The 13,400-nt window shown below is 59.9% G+C and carries 10 protein-coding genes; 7 read left to right on the forward strand and 3 right to left on the reverse strand.

The annotated features are described in order from the left end of the window. The first annotated feature begins 162 nt into the window (after positions 1 to 162). From LOY38_RS10790 to LOY38_RS10810, 5 genes are all read left to right on the forward strand, one after another. Positions 163 to 1,482 (forward strand): OprD family porin, encoded by a 1,320-nt coding sequence (locus LOY38_RS10790; protein ID WP_258700007.1) that lies wholly within the window; start codon positions 163 to 165, stop codon positions 1,480 to 1,482. A 194-nt stretch (positions 1,483 to 1,676) separates the two neighbouring features. Further along, complete coding sequence (locus LOY38_RS10795) at positions 1,677 to 2,156, forward strand: MarR family winged helix-turn-helix transcriptional regulator (protein ID WP_038982469.1); 480 nt, start codon at positions 1,677 to 1,679, stop codon at positions 2,154 to 2,156. Beyond that, on the forward strand, positions 2,146 to 3,615 hold the full coding sequence (locus LOY38_RS10800) for an efflux transporter outer membrane subunit (protein WP_258700008.1): 1,470 nt from the start codon (positions 2,146 to 2,148) through the stop codon (positions 3,613 to 3,615). Before LOY38_RS10795 ends, LOY38_RS10800 begins: the two co-directional genes overlap by 11 nt. Positions 3,616 to 3,630: 15 nt before the next feature. Further along, complete coding sequence (locus tag LOY38_RS10805) at positions 3,631 to 4,848, forward strand: efflux RND transporter periplasmic adaptor subunit (protein ID WP_258700009.1); 1,218 nt, start codon at positions 3,631 to 3,633, stop codon at positions 4,846 to 4,848. A 79-nt stretch (positions 4,849 to 4,927) separates the two neighbouring features. Then, entirely contained in the window at positions 4,928 to 6,457 is a 1,530-nt protein-coding gene (locus tag LOY38_RS10810) for a DHA2 family efflux MFS transporter permease subunit (protein ID WP_258700010.1), read from the forward strand. Between the two features lie 124 nt (positions 6,458 to 6,581). Here the strand turns inward: LOY38_RS10810 and lpxH are convergent, their stop codons facing one another. Both lpxH and LOY38_RS10820 read right to left on the reverse strand, forming a co-directional pair. Further along, complete coding sequence (gene lpxH / locus LOY38_RS10815; protein ID WP_258700011.1) at positions 6,582 to 7,334, reverse strand: UDP-2,3-diacylglucosamine diphosphatase; 753 nt, start codon at positions 7,332 to 7,334, stop codon at positions 6,582 to 6,584. Then, a complete protein-coding gene (locus LOY38_RS10820) occupies positions 7,331 to 7,834 on the reverse strand; it encodes a peptidylprolyl isomerase (protein ID WP_258700012.1) in 504 nt (167 codons plus the stop codon). The genes lpxH and LOY38_RS10820 overlap by 4 nt, the downstream gene beginning before the upstream one ends. 262 nt (positions 7,835 to 8,096) lie before the next feature. Between LOY38_RS10820 and LOY38_RS10825 the strand changes: the two genes are divergently transcribed. Both LOY38_RS10825 and cysS read left to right on the forward strand, forming a co-directional pair. Continuing rightward, positions 8,097 to 9,794 (forward strand): glutamine--tRNA ligase/YqeY domain fusion protein, encoded by a 1,698-nt coding sequence (locus tag LOY38_RS10825; protein WP_258700013.1) that lies wholly within the window; start codon positions 8,097 to 8,099, stop codon positions 9,792 to 9,794. 20 nt (positions 9,795 to 9,814) lie between these two features. After that, positions 9,815 to 11,197, forward strand: a complete 1,383-nt coding sequence (cysS, locus tag LOY38_RS10830) for a cysteine--tRNA ligase (RefSeq protein ID WP_258700014.1) — start codon at positions 9,815 to 9,817, stop codon at positions 11,195 to 11,197. Between the two features lie 177 nt (positions 11,198 to 11,374). On the opposite strand, the gene LOY38_RS10835 is transcribed toward cysS, so the two are convergent. Next, positions 11,375 to 13,225, reverse strand: a complete 1,851-nt coding sequence (locus LOY38_RS10835; RefSeq protein WP_258700015.1) for a sigma-54-dependent Fis family transcriptional regulator — start codon at positions 13,223 to 13,225, stop codon at positions 11,375 to 11,377. Between the last annotated feature and the right edge of the window lie 175 nt (positions 13,226 to 13,400).

Below are 13,400 nucleotides of genomic sequence, written 5' to 3' on the forward strand. Positions count from 1 at the left end.
TATTTAGCTTGGGGAGGTTTTAACGACGGCCACTTAGTACGGTTACACGACGTTTATCTCAATGATGACTTAATGCTCGGGCTTATCCATTGGTGGGCCCGTTGCTTCCTGCTGTCTTTTTACTGCGCACAGAACATGGTTTCTGCGCTGGAGTTCGCCCTGATGAAAGCCTCGCTTCAAGTATTAAGTTTTTTGACCGGCGGTTTGGGCATGGCCCTGAGTCCCCTGGCGTCTGCTGATTTCATTAATGACAGCAAAGCCAACTTGAACTTGCGTAACTTCTATTTCAATAACGATAACCGCGACGGTGCCGCCGCGCCGTCGAAAACCGAAGAGTGGGGCCAAGGCTTCATGCTCAACTATCAGTCGGGGTTCACCGACGGTACGGTGGGTTTCGGTCTGGATGCGATCGGTTTGCTTGGGATCAAGCTCGATAGCGGTGAAGGACGGCATGTCGGCAGTTCAATGATTCCCAGCGATGGCGATAAGGCCGCGGATCAATGGGGGCGTGTCGGTGCGACGGCAAAGATGCGGTTCTCCAAGACCGAGTTGCGCTACGGCAGCTTGCAGCCGAAGTTGCCGATTCTGGTGGCGAACGATGGTCGACTGCTGCCGCAAACCTTTGAAGGCGGTCAGGTCACCAGCAACGAACTCGATAACCTGACCTTTACCGCCGGCCAAATTGAGCATGCTACTGGCCGCGGTTCCAGCGACAGTGCCGGCCTGGCGGTGGCGGGTGCCACCCAGGAAAGCAACAAGTTCACCTTTGCCGGCGGTGATTACAAACTGACTAAAGACCTGACTGCCCAGTATTACTACGCCAATCTCGAAGACTATTACCAACAGCACTTCGCCGGTTTATTGCATGTTCTGCCGTTGGGTGAATACGGCTCGCTGAAAACCGACTTGCGATATTTCAAGACCACTTCCGATGGCAAGAACAGCAATGCAGCCGGGCGTGCCAGTGGTTACAAGTTTGGTGGTTATACCAAAGGCGGGACGGGTGAAATCGACAACGATACCTGGAGTGCGGCATTCATTTACTCGTTAGGCGGCCATGCCATTACGGCGGGTTATCAAAGCGTTTCCGATGACAGCAACTTTGCTCAACTCAATCAGGGCGGGTTGGTCGACAAAGGCGAGGGCGGCGCCAGTCTTTATCTGTACACCGACCGCACCATCCAAACCTTCATCCAGGCCGGCGAACGGACCGCTTTCGCGCAATACGCCTACGACTTCGCCGCAATGGGAGTTCCGGGTCTGAAGGCGTCGGTCATGTACCTCAAGGGCAACAACATCCAGACGACCAGCGGCCAGGACGCGAGCGAATGGGAGCGCGATATCTCCCTGGATTATGTGATTCAAAGTGGCGCGTTGAAGAACGTCGGTTTCGGCTGGCGCAACGCAATGTCACGCAGCGATATCGCCCGCAACCAGGATCAGAATCGCCTGATCGTGAGCTATTCCATTCCCCTGATGTAAGCCCGCCTTCAAGCCCATCGGCGAACAGGTTCACGATCATGTGCGTGAACCTGTTCCTGCCGACGATTTGCCCCTTCGTTCCCCGCCGCTGATCAGCTAAATACAAAGCAACCTAACTATTGCGTTGACATTGGCTGCCTAGGCAGTAATATCTCGACATACATTCACTGCCTAGGCAGCTAATTGGTGGTCAGATGAAACATTTCTCCTCATACGATTTCCATAATTGCCATCTCGGCCTCTTGCTCGGCCGCGCCGCGCTGCTCAAGGACCGGATCATCGACACGCACATGGAACCCCACGGCATCACCGCCGCGCAGTTCAAAGTGCTGATCATCATGGCCCAGTTCGGCGTCGATACCCCGGCCGAGCTGTGCCGTCACTTGTCGCTGGACAGCGGTTCGATGACCCGCATGCTCGATCGTCTGGAACAGAAAGGTTTCCTTGCCCGCCAACGCTCCGAGGCAGACCGGCGTCAGGTTCAGTTGGTGCTGACCGAACAGGGCCAGCAGCTGACCGATCAGCTGCCGCAGATCGGCGCCGATGCCATGAACGAACTGGCCGGCGCCATCACCCCGGAAGAATTGAAAACCCTGGAACAGATCCTGAAGAAAATTCTGGTAGCGGCGGGTGACTCGATCACCTTGCTGCGGGTAGGTGGCAATGAACAGTAAACGCCTGCGTAGCGGCCTGAGCCTGGTGCTGTTGGCCATGAGCCTCGCCGGCTGCGCCAGCTACAGCGGCCTGACCACCGAAGGCGTCAGCCTCGATGCGAAAAATCTCAAGGCCGGGCAATCCCTCAACGGCGTGACCCTGTCGCCCGCGGCTTGGCCAAAAAGCGACTGGTGGAAAAGCCTCGGCGACCCGCAGCTCGACGGCCTGATCCGCGAAGCCCTGCACGACAGCCCCGACATGCAAATCGCCGACGCCCGCGCTCACCAGGCCAGCGCTGCCGCCTATGCCGCCGACGCCGCGCGCATGCCGACCCTCGATGCCAGCGCCGGTGTCAGCCGTTCGCGTCTGGCTCGCGATCAGGACCCGAGCGGGCAGGGTGGAACGTATTCCACCGTGCGTAATCTCGGCGCCAGCTTCAATTACACCTTCGACCTCTGGGGTGGTCAGCGCGACGCCTGGGAAGCCGCATTGGGCCAGGCCCGTGCCGCCGAAGTCGATCAGCAGGCGGCGCAGTTGACCTTGTCTGCCGACGTCGCCCGTGCCTACAGCGATCTGGGGCAGGCGCACGTCATCCATGACCTGGCTAGCGAAGACCTCAAACGCACCAAACAAATGCTCGACCTCAGCCAGCGTCGCCTGAGTTCGGGGATCGACAGTCAGTACCAGTTCCAGCAGACCGAAAGCCTGGAAGCCAGCGCCGAAGCCAGCCTGATCGACGCCGAGAAACGCCTGCAAAGCGCGAAAATCGCCTTGGCGGTACTGCTGGGCAAAGGCCCGGATCGCGGCAATGAAATCGCCCGACCGCAAGTCCTTCAGGCCAGTGCAGTCGCGTTGCCGTCGGTGTTGCCTGCGGAATTGCTCGGTCGTCGCCCGGACCTGGTGGCGGCACGCTGGCGGGTTGAAGCGGCGAGCAAAAACATCGCGGCGGCCAAGACCCGGTTCTACCCCAACCTCAACCTGAGCGCGGCGGCCGGTGTCGAGTCGTTGCTGGGCGATGCGATGTTCGGTTCCGCCAGTCGCTTCTTCAACATCGCTCCAACCCTCTCGGTGCCGATTTTCGACGGCGGCCGCCTGCGTGCCGACCTCGATTCCCGCGACGCCGATTACGACCTCGCGGTGGCGCAGTACAACAAAAGCCTGGTGAGCGCTCTGGGTGATGTCAGCAACACCATCAACCAGTTGCACGATATCGGCCGGCAAATCGGTGCCCAGCAACACGCCACCGACATTGCCCAGGATTCTTACAACACCGTGGTCCAGCGCTACGGTTCCGGCATCGGGAATTACCTGGACGTGCTCAGCATCGAGCAGCAATTGCTCCAGGCCCAGCGTCAGCTGGCCAACCTGAATGCCGAGCAGATCGACCTGTCGATCCAACTGATGAAGGCGCTGGGTGGCGGTTTTCAGGGCGAAACCCTGACCGCAGCCAACGCAACCCCAGCCACGCAGCACAACTAATTCAAGGTACTTGTCATGGCCACTGTCGATACAACCCCGGCTTCAACTGATAAAGCGTCTGACGACACTCAAGACACGAGCAACCCGCGCAAGCGCAAAGTGATGCTGTTTGTCCTGACGATCATGGTGGTTTTTGCCGGAGCCGGCGTCTGGGGTTATCACCAATTCTTCGGTCGCTGGAGCGAAAGCACCGACGACGCCTATGTGAACGGCAACGTGGTGGAAATCACCCCGCTGGTCACCGGCACGGTGGTCAGCATCGGCGCCGACGATGGCGACCTGGTTCACGAAGGCCAGGTGCTGGTCAATTTCGACCCGAACGATGCCGAAGTCGGTCTGCAAAGTGCCCAGGCCAATCTGGCCCGCACCGTGCGCCAGGTACGCGGTTTGTACAGCAACGTCGACGGCATGAAAGCCCAGGTCAATGCCCAGCAGGCCGACGTGCAAAAGGCTCAGGACAACTTCAATCGCCGGAAAAACCTCGCCGCTGGCGGAGCGATTTCCCAGGAAGAACTGTCCCACGCTCGCGATGACCTGACCTCGGCGCAAAACGCCCTGGCCAACGCCCAGCAACAGCTCAAGACCACCAGCGCACTGGTCGATGACACCGTGGTTTCTTCGCACCCGGACGTGATGTCCGCCGCCGCGCAATTGCGTCAGGCGTACCTGAACAACGCCCGCAGCACCTTGATCGCGCCGGTCACCGGTTATGTCGCCAAACGCACCGTGCAACTCGGCCAGCGAGTCCAGCCGGGCACGGCGCTGATGGCGGTGATCCCGCTGGATCAGCTGTGGATCGACGCCAACTTCAAGGAAACCCAGCTGCGTGACATGCGCATCGGTCAGCCGGTGGACATCGAAGCCGACGTTTACGGCGGCGACGTCAAATACCGCGGCACCATCGACAGCCTCGGCGCCGGGACCGGCAGCGCGTTTGCCTTGCTGCCGGCGCAGAACGCCACCGGTAACTGGATCAAGATCGTGCAGCGGGTGCCGGTGCGGATTCACATCAATGCCGAAGAGCTGGCCAAACACCCATTGCGGGTCGGCCTGTCGACTCAGGTCGCTGTGAACCTGCGCGACCAGAGCGGCCCGGTGCTGGCGCAACAGCCGCCGCAAAAGGCGTCGTTCAGCACCAGCGTCTACGACCGTCAGTTGGCCGAGGCCGACGCGATGATCACCCAGTTGATCCACGACAACAGCGCCGCGGTCAGCAAAACCGCGCAACGCTGATTCGCCAATCCGTCAGCTGCGCCTGTAACGGGCGCAGCGCGAGCCCCGCTCCAAAAAATTCAGCTCCAAAGGATTCGCGATGAGCAATAACGCCTCTTTCTCGCCACCTAGCTTGCTGCTCAGCACCATCGGCCTGTCGCTGGCGACCTTTATGCAGGTGCTCGACACCACCATCGCCAACGTGGCCTTGCCGACGATTTCCGGCAACCTGGGCGTGAGTTCGGAGCAGGGCACCTGGGTGATCACCTCGTTTGCGGTGAGCAACGCTATCGCGCTGCCGCTGACCGGTTGGCTCAGCCGGCGTTTCGGTGAGGTGAAGCTGTTTCTCTGGGCGACGATGCTGTTCGTGCTGGCGTCGTTTCTGTGCGGTATCTCAACCTCGATGCCGGAGCTGATCGGCTTTCGGGTGCTTCAAGGCCTGGTGGCCGGGCCGTTGTACCCGATGACCCAGACGCTGTTGATCGCGGTCTACCCGCCCGCAAGGCGCGGCATGGCCCTGGCGTTGCTGGCGATGGTCACGGTGGTGGCGCCGATTGCAGGGCCCATCCTCGGCGGCTGGATTACCGACAGCTACAGCTGGCCGTGGATTTTCTTTATCAACGTGCCGATCGGGATCTTTGCGGTGATGGTGGTGCGCCAGCAACTCAAGGCGCGTCCAGTGGAGACCAGTTACCAGCCGATGGATTACGTGGGACTGATCACGTTGATCATCGGTGTCGGGGCATTGCAGGTGATCCTCGACAAGGGCAATGACCTGGACTGGTTCGAATCGAACTTCATCATCATCGGCGCGGCTATTTCAGTGATTGCGCTGGCGGTGTTCGTGATCTGGGAAATGACCGACAAACACCCGGTGGTCAACCTGCGGCTGTTCGCTTACCGCAACTTCCGCATCGGTACCATCGTGCTGGTGGGCGGTTACGCCGGGTTCTTCGGCATTAACCTGATCCTGCCGCAATGGCTGCAAACCCAGATGGGCTACACGGCCACCTGGGCCGGACTGGCGGTGGCACCGATTGGCATTCTGCCGGTGCTGCTGTCGCCGTTTGTCGGCAAGTATGCGCACAGGTTCGACCTGCGGCTGCTGGCTGGTGGCGCGTTCCTCTGCATCGGTTTGAGTTGCTTCATGCGTGCCGGGTTTACCAACGAAGTGGACTTCCAGCACATCGCGCTGGTGCAGCTGTTCATGGGCATCGGCGTGGCGCTGTTCTTCATGCCGACCCTGAGCATTTTGATGTCGGACTTGCCGCCGAGCCAGATTGCCGACGGCGCGGGTCTCGCGACTTTCCTGCGGACCCTGGGCGGTAGTTTTGCGGCGTCGTTGACCACCTGGATCTGGATTCGCCGGGCCGATCAGCACCATGCGTATTTGAGTGAAAGCATCACCACCTATGAGCCGGCGACCCGGGATGCCTTGAATGCGTTGGGCGGTGCGGGCAATCCGGCCTACGCACAGCTGGATCATGTGCTGACCAGTCAGGCGTACATGCTCTCCACCGTGGATTACTTCACGTTGCTGGGGTGGGCGTTCATGGGGTTGATTCTGTTGGTGTGGTTGGCGAAACCGCCGTTTGCGGCGAAGGCGGGGCCGGCTTCTGCCGGTCATTGAGATAAACACAAACCCCTGTGGGAGCGGGCTTGCCCGCGATAGCGGAATCGCATTCAACAACGTTGTTGAATGATCCACCGTCATCGCGGGCAAGCCCGCTCCCACAGGTTCTTTTGTTCGGCCGTTAGTTTGCGGGTGCTGCGAGTTGTGGCGGCGGGGCGAAATCAAACGGCGCCAGCGCAAACCCTTGCTCATCCACCTGCAACGCCCAACCCTGACGATCCCAATCCCCCAACACAATGCGTTTGGCAGCCTGCGCGCCAATCTGCAACTTGTGGATGGCCGGGCGATGGGTATGGCCGTGGATCAAGGTTTTCACGCCATATTGCTGCATGATCCGTGGAATCTCTTCCGGTGTGACATCGACAATGTCATTGGCCTTCATCCGCGTCTGCGCACGGCTTTCACTGCGCAGCTTGCGCGCCAGTTTATGCCGGGTGCCCAAGGGCAGATGGCGCAGGATGAACAGGGTGATCGGGTTACGCAGGTAGCGCCGCAGCTTCATATACGCTTCGTCGCGGGTGCAGAGGCTGTCGCCGTGCATCAACAGCACCGGCTCGCCGTAAAACTGCACGACACTCGGATCTTTGAGCAAGGTACAGCCGGCTGCTTTGCAGAAGGCCTTGCCGAGCATGAAGTCGCGATTGCCGTGCATCAGAAAAATGGCCGTGCCGCTGTCGCTGAGATCGCGCAGGGCCTGGCAGATGGAACGCTGGAACGGCGTCATGGCATCGTCGCCAATCCACGCCTCGAAAAAGTCGCCCAGGATGTACAGCGCACTCGCTGAGCGGGCGCGTCCAGCGAGCAAATCCAGAAACGCCCGGGTAATGTCCGGGCGCTCCTCTTCCAGATGCAAGTCTGAAATCAGCAGTATCACTCAATGATCTCGGCTTTCTCGATGATCACGTCTTCTGCGGGTACGTCCTGGTGGCCGGCTTTGGAAGTCGTGGCCACGCCTTTGATCTTGTCCACCACGTCGGTGCCTTCGACTACTTTGGCGAATACGGCGTAACCCCAACCCTGAACGGTTTTGGCGCTGTGGTTCAGGAAGCTGTTGTCAGCCACGTTGATGAAGAACTGGGCGGAAGCCGAATGCGGTTCCATGGTGCGGGCCATGGCCACGCTGTACTTCACGTTCGGCAGGCCGTTGTCGGCTTCGTTCTGGATGCTTGGGCGCTTGTCTTTCTTTTCTTTCATGCCTGGCTCGAAACCGCCGCCCTGGATCATGAAGTTACCGATGACGCGGTGGAAAACGGTGTTTTCGTAGTGACCGGCTTTGACGTACTCGACGAAGTTGGCAACGGTGATCGGTGCCTTTTCAGCGTTCAGTTCCAGGACGATGTCGCCATGGTTGGTGGTCAGTTTGACTTGGGTCATGATGGGTACTCTTTCAAGAAATTCGTGGGTTTCGGGGCGCTTTGGCCCTCAACCGGTCCGGCCAGTGTCGGCCAAGGCACGCAGTTTAGCGTGCCGGGCGCGAATTTCGAGGCTGTTTTTCATCGGCAGCCGATTAAATGCAACCGATTGCCGGCCTGCTCTGTCAGCCACTTGACAGCATCGGCTATGATAAGCCCCTTTGATTTATAACAGCCGCTTTGATTTGGCCAACTGGCCGCGCACTTGTACGTTCAAGGATCCTATGAGCAAGCCCACTGTCGACCCTACCTCGAATTCCAAGACCGGCCCTGCCGTGCCGGTCAATTTCCTGCGCCCGATCATCCAGGCGGACCTGGACTCGGGTAAGCACACGCAGATCGTCACCCGTTTCCCGCCTGAGCCCAACGGTTACCTGCACATCGGTCACGCCAAGTCGATCTGTGTGAACTTCGGTCTGGCCCAGGAATTCGGCGGCGTCACGCACCTGCGTTTCGACGACACCAACCCGGCCAAGGAAGACCAGGAGTACATCGACGCGATCGAAAGCGACGTCAAATGGCTGGGCTTCGAATGGTCCGGTGAAGTGCGCTATGCCTCGCAGTATTTCGACCAGTTGCACGACTGGGCGGTAGCGCTGATCAAGGCCGGCAAGGCTTACGTCGACGACCTGACCCCTGAACAGGCCAAGGAATACCGTGGCAGCCTGACCGAGCCGGGCAAGAACAGCCCATTCCGCGACCGCTCCGTGGAAGAAAACCTCGACTGGTTCGCCCGCATGCGCGCCGGCGAATTCCCGGACGGCGCACGCGTGCTGCGGGCCAAGATCGACATGGCCTCGCCGAACATGAACCTGCGCGACCCGATCATGTATCGCATCCGTCACGCGCACCACCACCAGACCGGTGACAAGTGGTGCATCTACCCGAACTACGACTTCACCCACGGTCAGTCGGACGCCATCGAAGGCATCACGCACTCGATCTGCACCCTGGAGTTCGAAAGCCACCGTCCGCTGTACGAGTGGTTCCTCGAGAACCTGCCAGTACCGGCGAACCCGCGTCAGTACGAGTTCAGCCGCCTGAACCTGAACTACACCATCACCAGCAAGCGCAAGCTCAAGCAGCTTGTGGACGAGAAACACGTCAATGGCTGGGACGATCCGCGCATGTCCACGCTGTCGGGCTTCCGCCGCCGTGGCTACACGCCGAAATCGATCCGCAACTTCTGCGAAATGATCGGCACCAACCGTTCCGACGGCGTGGTGGACTTCGGCATGCTCGAATTCAGCATCCGTGACGACCTCGACCACAGCGCTCCACGCGCCATGTGCGTGCTGCGTCCGCTGAAAGTCGTGATCACCAACTACCCGGAAGGTCAGGTCGAAAACCTCGAACTGGCGTGCCACCCGAAAGAAGACATGGGCGTGCGGGTTCTGCCGTTCGCCCGCGAGCTCTACATCGACCGTGAAGACTTCATGGAAGAGCCGCCAAAAGGCTACAAGCGCCTGGAGCCGAACGGCGAAGTGCGTCTGCGCGGCAGCTACGTGATCCGTGCCGACGAAGCGATCAAGGACGCCGAGGGCAACATCGTCGAACTGCGTTGCTCCTATGACCCGGAAACCCTGGGCAAGAACCCTGAAGGCCGCAAGGTCAAAGGCGTGGTGCACTGGGTGCCGGCCGCGGCCAGCGTCGAATGCGAAGTGCGTCTGTACGATCGCCTGTTCCGTTCGGCCAACCCTGAAAAGGCCGAAGACAGCGCCAGTTTCCTGGACAACATCAACCCTGACTCGCTGCAAGTTCTCACCGGTTGTCGTGCTGAACCCTCGCTGGGCAATGCACAGCCAGAAGACCGTTTCCAGTTCGAGCGCGAAGGTTACTTCGTCGCGGATATCAAGGACTCGAAACCGGGCGCTCCGGTATTCAACCGTACCGTGACCCTGCGTGATTCGTGGGGCCAGTGATCAAGTCTTAAGGAACTGTCGTGCTTACGATCTACAACACGCTCACCAAGAGCAAAGAAGTCTTCAAGCCTCTGGATGGCAACAAGGTGCGCATGTACGTCTGCGGGATGACCGTGTACGACTACTGCCACCTGGGCCATGGCCGCAGCATGGTCGCGTTCGACCTGGTGACCCGCTGGTTGCGGTTCAGCGGTTACGACCTGACCTACGTGCGCAACATCACCGACATCGACGACAAGATCATCAATCGCGCCCGTGAAAACGGCGAGTCGTTCGAGGCGCTGACCGAGCGCATGATCGCGGCGATGCACGAAGACGAGTCGCGCCTGAACATCAAGAAGCCCGACATGGAACCGCGCGCCACCGGCCACATCGCCGGCATGCACGCGATGATCCAGACCCTGATCGACAAGGGCTACGCCTACGCACCGGGCAATGGCGACGTGTACTACCGCGTCGCCAAGTTCATGGGTTACGGCAAGCTGTCGCGCAAGAAGATCGAAGACCTGCGCATCGGCGCGCGGATCGAAGTCGACGAGTCCAAGCAGGACCCGCTGGACTTCGTGCTGTGGAAGGGCGCCAAGCCGGGCGAGCCGAGCTGGCCATCGCCTTGGGGCGACGGTCGTCCGGGCTGGCACATCGAGTGCTCGGTGATGTCGACCTGCTGCCTCGGCGAGACCTTCGACATTCATGGCGGCGGCAGCGACCTCGAGTTCCCGCACCATGAAAACGAAATCGCCCAGAGCGAAGCGGCCACCGGCAAGACCTACGCCAATGCGTGGATGCATTGCGGCATGATTCGCATCAATGGCGAGAAGATGTCCAAGTCCTTGAACAACTTCTTCACCATTCGCGACGTGCTGGAAAAGTACCACCCGGAAGTCGTGCGTTACCTGCTGGTGTCGAGCCACTACCGCAGCGCGATCAACTATTCGGAAGATAACCTCAAGGACGCCAAGGGCGCGCTCGAGCGTTTCTACCATGCGTTGAAAGGCCTGCCGAACGCGGCGCCGGCGGGTGGCGAAGCCTTTGTCGAGCGTTTCACCCAGGTGATGAACGACGACTTTGGCACGCCGGAAGCCTGTGCGGTGCTGTTCGAGATGGTCCGCGAGATCAACCGTTTGCGCGAGAGCGATCTCGATGCCGCGGCGGGTCTGGCGGCGCGCTTGAAGGAACTGGCAAGTGTCTTGGGTGTGTTGCAGCTTGAGGCCGATGACTTCTTGCAGGCCGGTGCCGAAGGGCGGGTCGATGCGGCGCAAGTCGATGCTCTGATTCAGGCGCGTCTGACGGCTCGTGCCAATAAAGACTGGGCCGAATCCGACCGCATCCGCGACCAGCTCACCGCCATGGGCGTGGTGCTGGAAGACGGCAAGGGCGGCACGACCTGGCGTCTGGCTGACTGATCGCTGCGTTCGCTACGCCTTTCACAAAAACGAAAACCCGCCTTGTGCGGGTTTTTGTTTGCCCCACTGATCGTTCCCATGCTCTGCGTGGGAATGCAGCCCGGGACGCTCCGCGTCCCTTCCAGAGCCGAACGCGGAGCGTCCGTTGAGGCATTCCCACGCGGAGCGTGGGAACGATCAGTCGCCTGACTGGCGCAATCGCTTGTAAAGGGTGTTGCGACTAACCCCGAGCCTGCGCGCCAAATGGGAAATATTGCCTCCCGCCGCCTGCAACTGCCGATTCAATTCCTCGGCATCATTGAGGTCGACGGTTATCGGCTCTGGCGAATCCACCGGTTCCATCTCCAGATCGACAAAAAAATCATCCGGCAAATGCTCCGGCCGCACCGGTTGTTCCTCGGCCATGGCCAGTGCCACCTGCATCACACTGCTCACCTGACGTAAATTCCCCGGCCATGGATGACGACTGAACAGCTCCATCACTTCGGGGCTCAACCCAGCCCACTGCGATGGTTCACGATGCTGTTCCCACAAGCGCTTGAACAGCGCCTGCTTGTCGCTGCGCTCCCTGAGTGGCGGCAGCTCCAGGGTCAGGCCACCGATGCGGTAATAAAGATCTTCGCGAAACCGCCCCAGCTGAACCTGCTCGCGCAACGAGCGGTTGGTCGCTGAAATGATCCGAATGTCCACCGGGAACAACTCGCTGCTGCCCACCGGTTGCACGCAGCGCTCCTGTAAAACCCGTAACAACCGAGCCTGGGTCGGCAACGGCATGTCGCCGATTTCATCGAGGAACAGCGTTCCTTTATCGGCCTTGCGGATCAGCCCGATGCTGCCTTTCTGATTGGCGCCGGTGAACGCGCCTTTCTCGTAGCCAAACAGTTCGGATTCCACCAGTTCGGCGGGGATCGCCGCACAGTTGACGGCAATGAACGGCTGTTTTCTGCGCGAACTGGCCTGGTGCAGCGCTTTGACGAAGACCTCCTTGCCGACCCCGGTTTCACCGTGGATCAGCAGGGGGATGTCTTTCTCCAGCAAGCGTTCGGCCTGACGCACGGCCTTTTCTACGCGGCTGTCGCCGAAGTGCAGGGTGTTGAGGCTAATCGCGTTCGATGCGGCGACGTTCGGCTCGGTACTTTTGGGCTCAGCAAACACCCTGGGCTGAATCGATGCCTGCTTCGGTCGCTTCAACAAACACTGAAAACGATTACGCCCGGATGTCTGCAAGGCGAACGGCAATCCATCGGGTTGATTGATCAATTCCAGCAGTGACACCTTGAACAGACTCTCGACACTCACCCGCGACAGGCTGATGCCCAACAGATTGTCGGCCCGACGGTTGGCCGACAGCACCTGACCGGTCTCGTCGAAGATCAGCAACCCGGCCCACTGGCTGTCGAGGTTGTTCAGCCCGGTGTTGAAGGTCAGCTGGAAATGCTGGCCGTGGAACAGGTTGAGGATCAGCCGGTTTTCCACGGTCTGGCTCATCATCTTGACCATGCCCAAGGTGTGGGAGGGCGGCAGATAGCTGTCACTGGATACGTCCAGTACCGCGATCACCTTGCGCTCGGCATCGAAAATCGGCGCGGCGGAACCGGTCATGAAGCGGTTGGCTTTCAAGAAGTGTTCATCGTGCTCGATGTGCACGGCCTGTTCGCAGGCGAGGGCGGTGCCAATGGCGTTGGTGCCGCTGCAACGCTCCATCCAGCTGGCGCCCGCGCTGAAACCACGGGTCAGGCTCGGCTCGATAAACCGCTGGGTGCCCCACGACGTCAGGACCTGGCCCTGATTGTCGGCGAGCATGATCAGGCAGTTGGAGTTGCTGAGGATGTTCTCGTAATACGGCAGGACTTCCTGATGAGTGGTCTGCACCAGTGAGTGCTGGCTTTCCAGTAACTGGGCGATGCCATCGGCCGGCAACTGATCGAACGCCGGCGCGCTCTGATGATTGAGCCCGAACGCGCGGCAACGGGACCAGGAGTCCTGGATGAGGGTGTCGTGGGAGAGCGGCAGGGCAGGTGCGGCCATGGCATTCAGCCTCTGAAACAGCATTTTTATTGTTGTTATGAGATTCCATGTGGGAGCGGGCTTGCTCGCGAATGCGGACTGTCAAACACCAATAATGTGTCTGACAGCCCGCATTCGCGAGCAAGCCCGCTCCCACAGAGTGTTGTTCACTATTGTTCATTGTCAACCGGTGGAT

The sequence above is a fragment of the Pseudomonas sp. B21-015 genome (assembly GCF_024749285.1).
Classification (GTDB): domain Bacteria; phylum Pseudomonadota; class Gammaproteobacteria; order Pseudomonadales; family Pseudomonadaceae; genus Aquipseudomonas.